The 14850-nt window shown below is 67.7% G+C and carries 13 protein-coding genes; 6 read left to right on the top strand and 7 right to left on the bottom strand.

What is annotated here, in order from left to right:
* Positions 1–35: 35 nt before the first annotated feature.
* Positions 36–893, top strand: a complete 858-nt coding sequence (locus ACFOSH_RS05025; protein WP_378237481.1) for an oxidoreductase — start codon at positions 36–38, stop codon at positions 891–893.
* A gap of 59 nt (positions 894–952) precedes the next feature.
* Here the strand turns inward: ACFOSH_RS05025 and ACFOSH_RS05020 are convergent, their stop codons facing one another.
* Together ACFOSH_RS05020 and ACFOSH_RS05015 are read right to left on the bottom strand one after the other, a co-directional pair.
* Entirely contained in the window at positions 953–1777 is an 825-nt protein-coding gene (locus ACFOSH_RS05020; protein WP_378237480.1) for an ABC transporter permease, read from the bottom strand.
* The gene (locus ACFOSH_RS05015; RefSeq protein ID WP_378237479.1) at positions 1767–2663 is read right to left on the bottom strand and encodes an ABC transporter ATP-binding protein; all 897 of its coding nucleotides are present in this window, start codon (positions 2661–2663) and stop codon (positions 1767–1769) included. The genes ACFOSH_RS05020 and ACFOSH_RS05015 overlap by 11 nt, the downstream gene beginning before the upstream one ends.
* A gap of 155 nt (positions 2664–2818) precedes the next feature.
* On the opposite strand from ACFOSH_RS05015, the gene ACFOSH_RS05010 reads away from it, so the two are divergent.
* Positions 2819–3277, top strand: coding sequence for a hypothetical protein (locus ACFOSH_RS05010; protein WP_378237478.1), 459 nt, complete (start codon positions 2819–2821; stop codon positions 3275–3277).
* A 7-nt stretch (positions 3278–3284) separates the two neighbouring features.
* Here the strand turns inward: ACFOSH_RS05010 and ACFOSH_RS05005 are convergent, their stop codons facing one another.
* The gene (locus ACFOSH_RS05005; protein WP_378237477.1) at positions 3285–3605 is read right to left on the bottom strand and encodes a hypothetical protein; all 321 of its coding nucleotides are present in this window, start codon (positions 3603–3605) and stop codon (positions 3285–3287) included.
* On the bottom strand, positions 3595–4218 hold the full coding sequence (locus ACFOSH_RS05000; RefSeq protein WP_378237475.1) for a hypothetical protein: 624 nt from the start codon (positions 4216–4218) through the stop codon (positions 3595–3597). Before ACFOSH_RS05000 ends, ACFOSH_RS05005 begins: the two co-directional genes overlap by 11 nt.
* Positions 4219–4859: 641 nt before the next feature.
* Here ACFOSH_RS05000 and ACFOSH_RS04995 point away from each other — a divergent pair.
* The 3 genes from ACFOSH_RS04995 (at position 4860) to ACFOSH_RS04985 (ending at position 9554) form a co-directional block, all read left to right on the top strand.
* Positions 4860–7472: a CHAT domain-containing protein gene (locus tag ACFOSH_RS04995; RefSeq protein ID WP_378237474.1), complete on the top strand. Its 2613-nt coding sequence runs from the start codon at positions 4860–4862 to the stop codon at positions 7470–7472.
* Between the two features lie 236 nt (positions 7473–7708).
* Positions 7709–8224 (top strand): lytic polysaccharide monooxygenase auxiliary activity family 9 protein, encoded by a 516-nt coding sequence (locus ACFOSH_RS04990; protein WP_378237473.1) that lies wholly within the window; start codon positions 7709–7711, stop codon positions 8222–8224.
* Between the two features lie 388 nt (positions 8225–8612).
* Positions 8613–9554, top strand: a complete 942-nt coding sequence (locus ACFOSH_RS04985) for a DNA polymerase domain-containing protein (protein ID WP_378237472.1) — start codon at positions 8613–8615, stop codon at positions 9552–9554.
* Here the strand turns inward: ACFOSH_RS04985 and ACFOSH_RS04980 are convergent.
* The 3 genes from ACFOSH_RS04980 to ACFOSH_RS04970 all read right to left on the bottom strand — a co-directional run bounded on the left by ACFOSH_RS04980 (position 9551) and on the right by ACFOSH_RS04970 (position 12138).
* Positions 9551–10144, bottom strand: a complete 594-nt coding sequence (locus ACFOSH_RS04980) for an AAA family ATPase (RefSeq protein WP_378237471.1) — start codon at positions 10142–10144, stop codon at positions 9551–9553. The two genes, ACFOSH_RS04985 and ACFOSH_RS04980, sit on opposite strands and share 4 nt — an antisense overlap.
* A gap of 66 nt (positions 10145–10210) precedes the next feature.
* On the bottom strand, positions 10211–10876 hold the full coding sequence (locus tag ACFOSH_RS04975; RefSeq protein ID WP_378237469.1) for a DUF998 domain-containing protein: 666 nt from the start codon (positions 10874–10876) through the stop codon (positions 10211–10213).
* Between the two features lie 110 nt (positions 10877–10986).
* The gene (locus ACFOSH_RS04970) at positions 10987–12138 is read right to left on the bottom strand and encodes a beta-ketoacyl synthase N-terminal-like domain-containing protein (RefSeq protein WP_378237468.1); all 1152 of its coding nucleotides are present in this window, start codon (positions 12136–12138) and stop codon (positions 10987–10989) included.
* Positions 12139–12527: 389 nt separating this feature from the next.
* On the opposite strand from ACFOSH_RS04970, the gene ACFOSH_RS04965 reads away from it, so the two are divergent.
* Positions 12528–14849 (top strand): sensor domain-containing protein, encoded by a 2322-nt coding sequence (locus ACFOSH_RS04965; RefSeq protein ID WP_378237467.1) that lies wholly within the window; start codon positions 12528–12530, stop codon positions 14847–14849.
* Position 14850 lies beyond the last annotated feature (1 nt).

Genomic DNA, 14850 nt, shown 5'->3' with positions numbered 1-14850 from the left:
AAGGTGAGCGCAACCCACTCGTACAAGGAGCGATCATGAGCCCAGGCGGCACCCACACCCTCGGCGATCTCACCGTGAGCCGGATGGGCTACGGCGCCATGCGGCTGTCCGGCCCCGGCATCTGGGGACCCCCGAGCGATCGTGACGCCGCGCTCGTCGTCCTCCGCGAGGCTGTCGAGCTGGGCGTGACCCACATCGACACCAGCGACTTCTACGGTCCGCACACGACCAACGAGCTGATCCGCGAGGCACTGCACCCGTACGCGGACAGCCTGCACCTCGTCACGAAGGTCGGCGCGAAGCGGACTCCGGACAAGGGCTGGCCTGCGGCGCTTTCGCGCGAGGAGCTGACCTCGGCGGTCCACGACAACCTGCGCAACCTCGGCGTCGACGTGCTCGACGTCGTCAACCTGCGGCTCGCGGGGGAGCACGGGGTCTTCCCGATCCCGGTTTCGGTCGCGGAGCCGTTCGAGGTCCTCGCCGAGCTTCAGCAACAGGGCCTGATCCGGCACCTCGGCCTGAGCCACGTCTCGGCGGAGCAGGTCAAGGAAGCCCGCTCGATCGCGCCGGTCGTCTGCGTGCAGAACGAGTACAACGTCGCGAACCGCGCCAACGACGGCCTGCTCGACGCCCTCGCGGCCATCAACATCCCGTTCGTGCCGTACTTCCCGCTCGGCGGGTTCACGCCGCTGCAGTCCGGCGTGCTGGACGACTGCGCCCGTCGCGTCGACGCGACGCCGATGCAGGTCGCGCTCGCGTGGCTGCTCCAGCGGTCGCCGAACATGCTGCTGATCCCGGGGACGTCGTCGGTGTCGCACCTGCGGGAGAACATCGCCGCCGCGGAACTGGAACTGCCCAAGGACGTCATCGCCGACCTCGACGCCCTCGCCTAGCGGTCCGTGAAGGCCTCCTTCACCACCCTCAAGGTAGGGAAGGAGGCCTTCACGGATCTTCAGAGGACATCCCGGCGCCGCAGCAGCCATCCGCCGAGAACGGCGAAGACCACGAGGTACCCGGCCACCACCAGCGTCGCCTGCGAGGCACCGACGAGGGCCCCGATCCCCGGCGTCGCACCCGAAGCGCCGAGCGACGCGGCCAGTGCGCCGGCGTTGGCTCCCGGCAGGGCCAGCTGGACGGTGTTCACCCAGTCGAGAAGCGGGGCCGCGACCCCGAACAGCAGGTTCTGGACCACCAGCAGCCACACCAGGCCGAGCCCGATCGGCAGCGCCACCCCGCGCATCGCGATCGCGAGCGCCGCGCCGAACGCCGCCCAGGTCATCGCGATCAGCCAGCCCGCGCCGATCCCCGTCAGCAGCGAGCCGAATTCGGGCCAGTCCGTCGGCTGGCCTTCCGAGGAAGCGATGATCGCGCTCGTGACCGCGCCGGTCGCGAAGGTCGTCAGCACGACCGTCAGGGTCGCGACGGCCAGCGCGAACAACTTTCCACTGTAGACAGTCAGCCGTGAAGGACCCTGTGTCAGCACGGTCTTCCACGTGCCCCAGCCGTATTCGCTGCCGACGGCCAGCACCCCGATCACCAGCATGATCGCCCCGAGGAACACCGGCAGCCCGCCGATCGAGTTGCCGACCAGGTTCGACGGTGACGTCGCGGCCAGTCCGCGATCCGTGCCGGGCGCCCCGCTCGGCGAGCCGGCCGCGCCCGCGAGAGGCAGCAGATAGGTGAAGGTCAGGCCGAGCACGACCGCGATCGCCAGCAGGAACCAGTTGGCCGGACGCCGGACGAGTTTCGCCAGCTCGGCGGTGCAGCTACCCCACATGACTTGCCACCTCTCCGGTGAGCTCGAAGAAGACCTGTTCCAGATCCCGTTCGCGGACGTGCAGTTCGCGCACCGCGATCCCTTCCGTGACGAGTTCGCGGTTCAGCCACGACGCGCGCTCCGGGGCGACTGTCAGATCGAGCCCGGTCCCGCTCGCCCGCACGTTCTCCGCGCCGATCCAACGCCGGGTCAGATCGGCGGCGCGCAGGTTCTCGTCGGTCTCGATGTGCAGCACCGTGCCGCCGCGGAGTTCGGTCACCGTGTTCTCCGCGACCAGCCTGCCGCGGGAGACGACGCCGACCCGGTCGCAGATCTGCTGGACCTCGCCCAGCAGATGGCTCGACAGCAGCACGGTGCAGCCTTCCGCGCCGAGCCGCCGGATCAGCACGCGCATGTCGGCCATCCCCGCCGGGTCGAGGCCGTTGGTCGGCTCGTCGAGGATCAGCAGCCGAGGGTCCTTCAACAACGCCGCCGCGACACCCAGCCGCTGCTTCATACCGAGGGAGTAGGTCGAGTACCGGTCCTTGCCTCGATCGGCGAGGTCGACCATCGCGAGCACTTCGCCGACGCGGAGCGGATCCGTTCCACTGTAGGAGGCCAGCACCTTGAGGTTCTCCGCGCCGGACAGGTACGGGTAGAACCCGGGCGATTCGATCAGCGCGCCGACCTCGCCGAACGCGCCGGGCGGTCTGCCGAACAGCCGCACGCTGCCGGAAGTCGGCCGGACCAGGCCCAGCAGCATCCGCAACGTCGTGGTCTTGCCCGCGCCGTTCGGGCCGAGGAAGCCGTAGATCTCACCGGGCAGCACGGTCAGCTTCATCCGGTCGACGGCGAGGTGCTCGCCGTACCGTTTCGTGAGTTCGTCTGTGTCCACGGGAAGGTTCATGGTGACGAATGGTGGCGCGGGAGGGGCCCTCGCCACATCCGTTCCCAAGCGGCACTCCGCGTACGTCACCGGACGTAGGAGATGGCCGGAATCCTGTGATATCCGTCGAAAACACCGGTACCGGGCACCGGGGTGAGGATCATAGGCTCGGCGGCGTGTCGAAAGTTCTCTTGATCATCCACGTACTCGCCGCCGTCATCGCGATCGGTCCGGTCACCGTCGCGGCCAGCATGTTCCCCGCCGCCGCCCGGAAGGCGTTCGCCGAACCGGGTTCCGGGCTGTCCGTGGTGCGCTTGCTGAACCGGATCTGCCGCGTCTACGCGATTCTCGGTCTGGCGGTGCCGTTCTTCGGACTGGCGACGGCGGGGAGCATGCGGGTGTTCGGCGACCTGTGGGTGATCGTGTCGATCGTGCTCACCGCCGCGGCCGCCGGTGTGCTGGCGCTGCTGGTCCTTCCCGGGCAGAACGCGATTCTCGCGGCGCTGACCGCCGAGCCGCCGTCGGAACCGGTCACGGCGGGCCGCGTGGCGATGTACACCGGGATGTTCAACCTGCTTTGGGCCGTGGTGACGGTCTTGATGATCGTGCGGCCCGGATCGACCACCGGCGCGTGAAGACCTCTTAGGACTTCAGCAGCTGATTGAAGAACGACCGGTAGCGGCGCAACGCGATCCGGAGGTCTTCGGTGGCCGGTTCACCTTGGCTCCAAGCGGATTCCAGGTCCTTCTTGTGGTCCGCGAAGGTCGTGGCCAGGTTCTGGATCACGACGGCGACGAGTTCGTCGGCCTCCTTGACCGCCCGCTGCGGATCGTCCACAAAGGCCGTCTGGATGCCCTGCCAGCTGTCGCGGAACCGTTCGACGTCGGTGACGGCGAACAGGGTCTGCTCACTGTCCTCGGTGGATTCCCTGGTGGATTCTTCCGGGACGGGCTCAGCGCTCACCAAGTCCTCGGTTCCCAGAGGCCTGCTTTCCGTGTCCTCGGTTCCCAGAGGCCTGCTTCCCATGATCTTCCACTCCTTCGTCACCGTCGGTCAACAGATCTTCGAACACCTCGCGGTAGTGCTTCATCGCCGCGCGCATGTCCTCAGTGGACATTTCGGATTCCCTGTGGTTCTCCAGGGTCTCGTGTCCGGCGCGATAGTGCCGCAACGCGTTCGCGTGCCGGACGGACAAGTCCGCGAGCTGCTGGTCGTACCCTTCGGTCGGGTAGCCGCGCTCGGCCATCAGGGAGACCAGTACCCGGTCCGCCTCGACGACGGCGCCGGACGGGCGGTCGACGAACTGTTCCTGGATCAGCGCCCATTCCTGCGCGTACCGGTCCCTTGTGGACGACGGCAACGGCCGGATGTCGAGATCCGAATGGCGTTTCACCCGCGAGGAAAGCTCACGTTCGGCTTCCCTCGGGCTTTCGTGTTCCTTGACGGCCCGGTCGTATTCGGGCCCGAACGTCTCTCGTAACCGCCGCCTGCGCTGCCCCTCGATGACGAACCAAACGGCCGCTCCCACTACCAGGACCGCGGCGGCGACGATGATGATGACCAACCATGTTGGCATCGTTATCTCCTCCGGATTTTTGCCGGTCAACCCCCGACCGGTCGTGAGTTCCCCGGCGTTTGTCGGCGGAAACCCTTGTCGCGCAAGAAGTTTTGGATCTTAGGCCGGATGGAGCAGCGAAATGATCTCGATCCGTCGTTGTCGGAGAGGGCGGCGTAAGCCCCTACCGGCCATTTGGTGCAGGTCGTAAGGCTCGCTAACTAGGCGTCCCTCTTTTGGGTGCCGCCGATGACTCAGTGTAGGTAAAAACTCCCGATCATTGCTCCGTTGTGGCACTATTGCCCCGTTCGCAGGAAGAGGGCCTGCGCACAGAGGGGGCCGCCGTAATGGGGCTGCCTGGTAAGACAGAGAAAGATCAGCAGGGGAGGAGATCGTCAAATGTCGACGCCTACGGACGTCAAGGACCCCATCGGTGAGGAGGAGCCGGTCGACCCGGCTCAGCCCAAGCCTGAACTGCAACATCACGAACACAGCCCGGACTGTGACCACTTTCGTGACAAGCTGCTGGAATGCTCGGGCGGCTGTATCCAGACCCCGCCTCCGACGCCTTGACCGCGTGAGTTGAAAGACTTGAACCGCCCGTCAGGGTATTCCCTGGCGGGTGGCGGTCTTTCGGCTACCGACTGTGCTGTCATAGATCAGTGGTCGTAACAGAACTCGGGATGGCCGAGGCCATCGAAAAGGCGCGTGCCCTGCAGCGGGCAGGGGTCGACGCGGTCTGCTCGGCGCGACCACGCGAAGGTTTGAAGCTGCTCCACCAGGGGATGTCGGTTCTCGACTCGGTGGAACCGGCGCTCGAAGGCGACCGGTCGGAGTGGCTCGCCGTGCGGATCCGCCTCACGAACTCGCTGGTCGCGCTCGGCGCGGAAACCGGCGGCGAGGTCGCCGCCGGGCTGGCCGAACTGGACGAGGTCCGGTCGCTGCTCGCCGACGTCGGGGATCCGAAGCTGCGGGCGGAACTGAGTGGTGCCATCGACCACAACTACGGGCTCCTGCTGATGGCGGTGGGGCAGAACGAAGACGGCATCGCCTACTTCGATTCATCCATCCACAGTAAGGAATTCGTTCTCGCCTCGGCGCAGGATCCGATTCCCGTACTTCATCCGTACCTGGGAACGATGATCACGCGCGGGCTGGCGTACACGCGGTTGGGCGCCGTCGGCCGGGCTCGTGAGGATCTGGCTCGTGCCATGGACATCGCGGAGAAGTACGAACTGCGGTTCCAGGCGGCCGACGTCCGACGTCCGCTCGGTTCGCTCGAACTGCGGGTCGGGAACGTTCCCGCCGCGCTGCGGCTGTACGAGGAGAGCGAACGGATCTATCGGGCCCTCGACCAAGAGGTGCATCCACTTCTGCGGCTGGACCAGGCTCAAGCGTTGCTGGCCGCGGGCCTGGCGGACGAGGCGGCCCGGCATCTCGACGAGGTGCTGGAGGTCATGCGGGCGCAGAGCAGTGCCACCCGCGATCTCGCCGACGTGGAGTTGTACCGCGCGTCGGCGGCGCTGATGAGCGACGACCTCGAACTCGCGCGCGGCTACGCGGCCTCGGCGCGGCGAAGGATGCTGCGCTGGGGATGCCAGACTTGCGTCGCCAACGCGACCATCGTCGGTCTCCGCGCCGACGTCCGGGATGCCTTGCGCACCAATGAAATCCCGCTCACCCTGACCGCCCGCGCGCTGCGCGCGGCGAACGGGATGCCGATGCCGCGACTCGCCGACCAGGCCGCGCTGGCGCGCATGCTGGCCGTCCGGGTCGAGCTGCGGAAGGGGAAACGCAAGCGTGCGGCCGAGTTGCTCGACAGGATCCCGCGTCCGGGGCGGCTGACCTCCGTCGATCATCGGATGCTGCGAAGACTTTGCCGCGCGGAACTCGCGATCGCGGAGGGGAACAAGACCAGGGCACTGGCGGAGATCCGGGCCGGGCTCACCGAACTCGACCGGGTCCGCGACCGGATGGGCGGCCTCGAACTGGTGTCCGGGACGGCGTTGCACGGCCGGGAGCTGGCGGATCTGGCCGTCAAGATCGTGCTCGAACGTGCGGACGCGGCCCGATTGTTCGCCTGGACGGAGCGGACCCGCGCGCAGAGCTATCGGTACGAACCCCTCGCGGCGACGGATCCGGAGCTCGCCGAGCGGGTCGGCGAGCTCCGGGGTCTCGACCAGGCGATCCACCAGGCGCAGCACGAAGGACATCCGACGGCGGCCCTGCGCGCGAAACATGCCGAGCGGCTGCGTGATGCGCATCGGCTCGGGTGGCATGCCGGACGCTGGGGCAAGCCAAGGCCGATCGCGCGGCTCGCGGAGGTCGCCGAACGGCTGGGCGAACGCGCGCTGGTGAGTTTCGCGTACTCCGGGGACGACCTGGTGGCGATGGTCGTCGCGGGCGGGCGATGCGAACTGGTGCGGCTCGGTTCGGCGGCGCGGGCGGCGGAAGCCGCGCGGATGCTGAACGTCGATCTCGACGCCCTCGCCCCGGATCAGCTGCCGGCGCCCCTGGTCCAGTCGGTACTCGGTTCGGCGCGGAAACAGGCGGAACGGCTCGACATCCAGCTGATCCGGCCGCTGGAAGGGCTGCTCGGGGATCGCGGTCTGGTCGTCGTGCCGACCGGCCCGTTGTACGCCGTCCCTTGGGGCGTACTGCCCGCGCTGCGGTCGCGGCCGATCGTCGTCGCCCCGTCGGCGACGGCATGGCTGGGCGCGGAACGCTCGGCGGTGCCGAGCGCGCGGAAGGTCGTGCTCGTCCGCGGTCCGGGTCTCGTGGGCACGAGGGGAGAGCTGGACAAGCTCGCCACGCACTATCGGGACGCGCACACGTTGACCGGGCCCGACGCGACAGTGTCTTCCGTGCTGCGCGCGCTGGACGGCGCGAAGCTCGCGCACATCGCCGCGCACGGCGCGCACGAACCCGAGAACGCCTTGTTCTCCCGGCTGGAACTGGCGGACGGCGCGCTCTTCGCGCACGAGATGGCCGGGCTCGCGCAACCGCCGTCACAGGTCGTCTTCGCGGCGTGCGAACTGGCGCTGAACCGGATCCGGCCCGGCGACGAAGTCCTCGGTTTCGCCAGCGCGCTGCTCGCGAGCGGTTCGCGGACGGTGATCGCCCCGTTGAGCCGAGTCGGTGACGAGGCCGCGGCGGCCGCGATGGACGATTACCACCGCGGACTCGCCGAAGGGGCCGGACCGGCGACGGCGTTGGCGGACACCATCGCCGTTGATCCGTTCCGGCGACCGTTCGTCTGTTTGGGTGCGGGCTGAACGTACGGCTTGACAACCCCTGTTCGATCTTCACGACACCAAGCGCCCGGTTGGTCACTCTTGACCGACTCGTCTGAACCAATTATGGTCTAGACCACATTCGCCTGCTCGGCCCTTTGGCGGATGTGGTCCCAACCTTCATTGGTTTTTCGCTCGCTGTGGCCCAGGAACCTCGAGTCCGCGGACGGTTCCCCGACCGGGTCAGCGGCGGGTGTAGAGATGGGAAAGGGGTAGGCATGAGCTTCAAACGACGGCTTTTGACCCTGACGGCAGGCGCGGCAATGGTGCCGGCGGTTCTGGTCGCGATCCCGGCGGGAACAGCCAGCGCGCACGGTTACGTTTCCTCGCCCGCCAGCAGGCAGGCACAGTGCGCCCAGAGCACCGTTTCCTGTGGTGACATCAAATGGGAACCGCAAAGTGTCGAGGGCCCCAAGGGGCTCATGAGCTGTAACGGCGGTGTCGGCCGTTTCGCGGACCTCAACAATGACAGCAAGGGCTGGAAGGTGCACTCCATCGGGCGCACCACCCAGTTCCGGTGGACGCTGACGGCTCGCCACCGCACCAGCACGTGGGAGTACTTCGTCGACGGCGCCAAGGTCGCCACCATCAACGACAACGGCGCGACCCCGGGTGCGACGGTCACGCACAGCGTGAACCTGCAGCAGAGCGGGCGGCACAAGATCCTCGCCCGCTGGAACGTCTACGACACGGCGAACGCCTTCTACGCGTGTATTGACGCCAACATCAGTTAGGCGCCGACTTTAGTAGGTGCCAGGGCTCGTGAGTGGCAGTGACGGCCTGATCCCAGGGCTCGGTCCGTGAAGGCCTCCTTGAGGGACCCAGAGTCCCTCAAGGAGGCTTTCCCATACTTCAAGCGGGCAAAGGAGCCGGAACAGGTACCTACGGTCGGGCGGTTTCGCGTGACCAGCGGGGCGACACGCGTGATCAGCGGGGCGACACGCGTGATCAGCGGGGCGACACGCGTGATCAGCGGGGCGACACGAGGGTGGGTCTCGGCGTGGCGGGTGTCGTCCACTCGGTCACGCGAAAGTACCGGCTCGGCCCGCTTTCCTCGTGAGGGGTAAGTGCCGTTAGAACGACACTTGCCCCTCACGAGTTTTTTTGTGCCAGGCTCACCCCATGAGCGATGACGAGCGCGACGGGGTCAAGCTGACCAACCTCGACCAGCCGTTGTTCGAGGGCGCGACCAAACGCGATCTCGTGGATTACCTGGACGCCGTCGCGGGCCGCCTCCTCCCGGTACTGGAGAACAGGCCGCTGTCGGTGATCCGCATCCTGCGCGGCCAGGACCCGTTCATGCAGAAGAATCTGCCGAAGTACACGCCCGCCTGGGTGAAGCGGCACGGGATGTGGGCGGAGACGTCGAAACGGCAGGTGTCGTACGCGCTCTGCGACGACCGCCGCACGCTGCTGTGGTTCGCGAACCAGCGTGCCGTCGAGTACCACCCGACGTTGATGACGGCGGACGCGGGCCCGACCCATCTCGTACTGGACCTCGACCCGCCCGCCGGAGACGACTTCGCGCATGTCGTGAAGGCCGCGGAACTGGTGCGGCAGGCCCTTTCCGACACCGGGCTCGCCGGTGCGGTGAAGACCAGCGGTTCCAAGGGAGTGCACATCTTCGTCCCGCTGGTGCCGGGGCAGGGCTTCGAGGACGTCGCGGCCGCGACCCGCGCGCTCGCCGCCCGCGCGGAGCAGGTCGACCCGTCGGTCGCGACGACCGCGTACATCGTGGAAGACCGCGAGGGGAAGGTGTACCTCGACTCGACGCGGGCGGGCGGGAACACGGTCGCGGCGGCGTACAGCCCGCGGTTGCGGCCGGGACTGCCGGTGTCGTTCCCGGTGGCCTGGGACGATCTCGGCACCGTCCACCCCGCCGACTTCACCGTCTACACGGCGCCGGATCTGCTGGGGGACAAGGATCCTTGGGCCGAGGCGATGCCGTCGCCGCAGACGTTGCCCGCCGACCTCGTCGAACAGGGGCACACGATCCCGGTCGCCCGTGTCGTGGCGATGCACGAAGGGAAACGCCGGGCGAGGTTGCGCGCCCAGGAGGGCTAGGCGGCGCGCCGCTCAGCAGGGAGGAGCCGGACTCTTCCCGGCTCCTCGTCGGTGACGAACCGCAGCGCCCCGGTGAATTCACGGGTCACCATCCGGGCGCTGTGCCAGCCTGCCGGAACCCAGCCGGAGCGCAGTTCGCGGCGCACCTTCTCGGCCCTGTTGACGTGGCGGGCGAACGAATGCCGCCGGATGACGCGCCCGCGCGCGACCTGGCCTGCGCGGGCGTCCTCCGGGGAGACATCGAGCCACAGCAGCCGGACCGGGCGACGGCTCAGCAGGCCGAGCAGGGCCAGCAGCCCGCGGGTGGTCGCGCGGGTCGACGGCTCGTGCACGACCAGCGGTCCGCCGTCCGCCAGCGCTGCCCGGACGACCCGCGCACGGTGCCACCCGTGGACCAGCGGCCGGTAGAACCGGTACGGCAGCGCGGCGGGCAGCCGTTCGCGCAGCCGCGCGCGGACCTGGTCGGAATCGAGCACCGGCAGCGTGCCGGTCGCCGCTCGGGACAGCAAGGTGGTCTTGCCCGCCCCGGGAATCCCCGCGACCACCAGCAGATCGCGGCGGTCCAACTGGAGTGCGATGCGATCGGTCATAAGGCCTCAACGACCCGGCCGATGATAAAGGTTCCTTTACCTTGATCGCCTCGGCTCCGGGACTGGTCAGACCGTCACGGTCGCCCCCGGTGTCACGGCCCGGTCCGGCAGCAGCGTCCCGCCCTTGGTCAGCCACGCGACGCCGAACGCGAAAATCGCGATCGATTCCAGCCACAACGCCGGGTAGAACGACTTCGTCAGGTCGTCGAAAACGAGGCCGCAGACCACGATCAAGGCCAGGCACACCAGCATGATCACGCCGGAGGTGACGTACAGCCGGTTCCGTTCGGGTTTGCGGGCGCCGGGGATCTCCTGATCCGACTTGGTGAACAGCACGATGCAGAAGAACGCCAAGGTGAGGAAGAAGACCGCGGCGAAGACGAGGTGCAGCCTGCCGATGAACACATCCGTGCTGTCGCCGTTCGACGGCGTGGTGGGGAAGAGCGCCACCCCGACCGCGGCCACCGCCGCGATGTTCCCGGCGATGTCGTCGATCCGCCCGTAACCCCGATAGGACAACAGGAAGACGCCGATGGCGCACATGACGCCGACCCAGACGTCGCGCATTCCCGAGTAGTAGTACCCGCTGATCGAGTTGAGCAGGCCGCCGCCGTCGGCGAACAACTTCCCGAAGATCAGCACGAAGGGCAGTCCGATCCCGAGGAAACCTATGGCGCGCCGCAGGAACAGGTAGTTACGGACGAGATTGTCGGATGCCGTTCGCGCGCTCATGATCGCCTCCGTGCTCAGTGCGTTGTCGCTACTCGGGAGTATCGACCACATGAGCACGGTAAATGACACTTCGTGACGACGTTGAGACCGTGTGTTATCGAATTGGTCGGCTACGCGGTCTCCAGCACGACAGCGGTGACGTAACCGCCCATCCCGATCGACGTCTTGACGGTGAGCCCGTTTTCCGGCCGGGACGGTCCTTCCAGCAACTGCGGATGCCCGTCGGCCACCGGTTTCGGCGCCGGGATCAGATCCCGCTCCGCCGCCAGGCAGCTCGCCGCGATCTCGGTCAGCGCGCTGCTCGACTGGCTGTGCCCGGTCAGCGGCTTGATCGAATAGATCTGGGTGCTACTGGGGAAGACCCTCTCGAGGATCTGGGATTCCGTGCGGTGGCAGAGTTTCGTGCCGGTTCCGTGCGCGTTCACGTAGCGGATGTCCGAGGCGGAGACGTGCGCGTTCTCCAATCCCTCGGTCACCGCCGCGATCGCTGTCGTCGGGTCGGGGTCGAGCGCCATCGCGTTGTGCGCTTCGTGGGTCATGGCGCCGCCGAGCACGGTCGCGTACGCGTCGGTCTTCCGCTGGGTCAGCACTATCGCGACCGCGGCTTCGGAGAAGGTGAAGCCCTTGGTGCCCTCTTGGAAAGGACGGCACGCATCGAGCGGCGGCACGTCGGTGATGGCCACTCCGCAGTGCACGAAGTTGCGGACCACCGGCCTGGTCGCGGACAGATCCGTGGTGAGCACCACGACGTCGTCGGCCATCCCCGCGTCCAGCCACATCTTCGCGGTGAGGGTCGCGGCGCTGCCTGTCGCGCACATGGCGGACGTCGTCATCGACGGGCCGCGGAAGCCGAACTCCGACATGAGCGCGGCGATCGGGGTCGAGGGCATCATGCCGATGAACTCGCGCCGGTACATGAGCTGGTCGCCCATCTCGGTGAGCCTGTCCCAGCTTCGGAGGTCCTCTCGGACGCCGCCGGCGATGACGCCGACCCGTCGCCCGGGTGACCAGCCCCGTGCGCCGGCGTCTTCGATCGCTTCGCGTGCCGCCGCGAGCAAAGCGCGGGCGTGCAGGCTGCCGTCCCTGGATCTGCCGCCCTCGGCGACGTGCGCGACCCAGCCCGGCAGATCCGGTGTCTCCCCGTAGCCTTCGGTGAACTGGGCGCAGGGGACGCCACTGGCGAGGCCCTCCCACAGCGGTTCGCGCCCCCAGCCGTAGGCGGTTACGGCGCCGATGCCGCAGATGTCTGTTTTGCTCCGCACGTGTTTCCCTTCAACTACATTCAGTCAACGCTGGGGTGGAATAGCCGCACCGATCAGCTGTCCGGGGAGGACGGCTACGTCGATTTAGTGATCTAATCGGAAGCTACATCAGTCGAGTAGGGGGTTTGGATCAGATGGATCCTGACGATCTCGACGGTGGGACTCCCGACACCCACCGGCCCTCGGATCAGGATTCCTCGCCAGCGAACGGCGCCGCGACCCGCACGGTGGGAAAACCCGACCGGCATGCTTCGCTCGTCCGTCTGCTGACCGAGTTGTCCGCCGAGAGGGATCACCGCGGTGACCCCGCGCTTGCTTTTCTCGGTCATGGGTACCGCCTTTTGGAGCAAAACTCCGACGGCGGGACATTGGGTACGCAATATCTCACGATGGTCGAGGCGAGCCCTTACGGGATCTGCGTCCATCAGCGCGGCAAAATCGTGTTCGTGAACTCCGCCGCCATGCGGTTCGTCGGCGCGAAGGTGTCGACGGAGATCATCGGGACGCACATCACAGACCTGGTCGCCGCCGGTTCGCAGGACGCGCTGCTGGCGCGGATCGGTTCGCTGGCCTCGCCCGGCTCGTTCAGCGAGCCGACCGAGATGACGCTGCGGACCCTGGACGGCCGCGGCGTCGCCGTCGAGTCGCAGGCGGTGCTGACGACCTGGGAAGGCGAACCCGCCTACCAGGTGATCATGCGCGATCTGACCACGCAGAAGGCGGCCGAGGCCGGGCTGCGGTTTCAGGCCGCGCTGGTCGGGCACGCGAGCGACGCGATCATCGCGACCTCGCCCGACGGGCTGGTGACGAGCTGGAATCCGGCGGCCGAGGCCGTCTACGGCCACGAACTCGACCAGGTCATCGGTGTCCCGGTGGCCGAGGTCGTCGGCGCGCCGATGAGTCCGCGGCAGGTCGTCGCGGCGGGCGGTGTCGTGCAGGCGACGCATTTCAGCGCCGACGGCACGGCGCTGGCGGTGCGCGTCTCCGCGGCCGAGATGTTCGACGGCTACGTGCTGCTGTGCGCCGACGAGACCGCGCAGCGCCGGGCCGAGGCCGAATTCGCCACCGTCGTCGAAACGCTCGACGAAGGCGTGCTGCTGGTCGGGCCCAGTGGGCGGATCGAGCTGGCGAACTCCGCGGCGCACCGGATCTCCGGCGTTCCGGCGGGCTCCCTGGTCGGCCTGGAGAGCCGGACGCTGCGGCTGCACGACGAACACGGCGTCCCGGTGCCCGTCGAGGATCTGCCGTCCGCGCGCGTGCGGCGGTCCGGGAAGGTCGAGACCGGGCGGGTCGTGCAGGTGCGGCGCCGCGACGGTGCGCACCGGTGGCTTTCGCTGACCTCCGGACCGCTGATGGCGCCGGGGCAGAGCGTGCCCTCGGTACTGACGTCCTTCGCCGATATCACCGAACGGCGGGCGATCAGCGAGCGGCTGGCCTACGAGGCCACCCACGACCCGCTGACCAGGCTCGCGAACCGCACGCTCGCGCTGAACCGGCTGCGCCTCACGATCGCCGAGCCGGCGCGCACGACCACCGTGATGTTCATCGACCTCGACAAGTTCAAGATCATCAACGATTCGCTCGGTCATACCGTCGGCGACCAGGTGCTGCGCATCATCGGCGACCGGCTGCGGGCCGCCGCCGGACCTTCGGATCTGGTCGGGCGGCTCGGCGGGGACGAGTTCCTGGTCATCACCACCGGTTATACCGAAGCCGCCGAGGTACGGGCGCTGGCAGATCACCTTCAGCGGCATCTCGCCGAATCGCTCACGGTGCACGGCCGAGAACTGTATATAAATACGAGTATCGGAATAGTGATCGCGGAACCCGGCGATACCCGCAGTGCCGATGAATTGCTGGAAGACGCCGATCTGGCGATGTATCAGGCCAAAACATTCGGCCCAGGCCGGTACGCGTTCTATGCGCCGATCATGCGGAAGAAAGTGCAGGATCGATTCATTCTGGAGCAGGATCTGCGGAACGCCGTCGCGGAAGGCCTGGTCGAGACCGTTTATCAGCCCGTCGTCGATTTGCGGACCGGTGACATGGTCGCGGTGAAGGCGAAGTCCAGTTGGGATCACCCCGACCGGGGACCGGTCGATCCGGCCGAATTGGCCGAGATCGCCGACGACGGCGATCTTTTGACGGTCATCGGTGCGGAGGTCCTTGCCAAGGCCGCCGGCGAGATCGCGCGATGGCGTGCCGATCATGGTGTGCACTGTAATGTGAATGTGAGCCTTTCGGTCCGCCAACTGGGCGATCCCACGTTGCTACAGGTGGTTCAGACAACTCTGGAGGAAGCGGGGCTGGGGCCGCAGGACCTGAGCCTCGACGTCGACGAAACGGCGCTGAAGGACGCGGCCGACGCGGTCGACGCGCTGCGGAAGACCGGGGTCAGGGTGACCGCGGAACGGTTCGGCGCCGGGTACTCCTCGCTCGCCCAGCTGTGCCGCCTCGATCTGAACGTGATCGAAATCGACCGGTCGTTCGTGGCCGACCTCGGGAAGTCGACCGACGCCGAGCCGATCGTCGCCGGGATCATGGCGATGGCGCACGCCGTCGACCTCGTGGTGGTCGCCGAGGGGGTCGAGACCGTGCGGCAGCTGAAGGTGCTGCACGAACTCGGCTGCGATTGGGCGAAAGGGCCGCTGGTGGCGCCGCCGGGTCCGATTGAGGACCTGAAGCCCGCGTACGCGCACGTCGTGCGGTGAA

It is taken from the genome of Amycolatopsis speibonae, from assembly GCF_042647925.1.
In the GTDB taxonomy this organism is placed as follows: domain Bacteria; phylum Actinomycetota; class Actinomycetes; order Mycobacteriales; family Pseudonocardiaceae; genus Amycolatopsis; species Amycolatopsis speibonae.
This window is presented reverse-complemented; position numbering and strand designations above follow the sequence as displayed.

Bases quoted from the DNA above. Each gene is read 5' to 3' on its own strand.
- ACFOSH_RS05025 (WP_378237481.1), top strand. From the start codon at position 36: ATGAGCCCAGGCGGCACCCACACCCTCGGCGATCTCACCGTGAGCCGG.
- ACFOSH_RS05020 (WP_378237480.1), bottom strand. From the start codon at position 1,777: ATGTGGGGTAGCTGCACCGCCGAGCTGGCGAAACTCGTCCGGCGTCCG.
- ACFOSH_RS05015 (WP_378237479.1), bottom strand. From the start codon at position 2,663: ATGAACCTTCCCGTGGACACAGACGAACTCACGAAACGGTACGGCGAG.
- ACFOSH_RS05000 (WP_378237475.1), bottom strand. From the start codon at position 4,218: ATGCCAACATGGTTGGTCATCATCATCGTCGCCGCCGCGGTCCTGGTA.
- ACFOSH_RS04990 (WP_378237473.1), top strand. From the start codon at position 7,709: ATGAGCTTCAAACGACGGCTTTTGACCCTGACGGCAGGCGCGGCAATG.
- ACFOSH_RS04985 (WP_378237472.1), top strand. From the start codon at position 8,613: ATGAGCGATGACGAGCGCGACGGGGTCAAGCTGACCAACCTCGACCAG.
- ACFOSH_RS04980 (WP_378237471.1), bottom strand. From the start codon at position 10,144: ATGACCGATCGCATCGCACTCCAGTTGGACCGCCGCGATCTGCTGGTG.
- ACFOSH_RS04975 (WP_378237469.1), bottom strand. From the start codon at position 10,876: ATGAGCGCGCGAACGGCATCCGACAATCTCGTCCGTAACTACCTGTTC.
- ACFOSH_RS04965 (WP_378237467.1), top strand. From the start codon at position 12,528: ATGGTCGAGGCGAGCCCTTACGGGATCTGCGTCCATCAGCGCGGCAAA.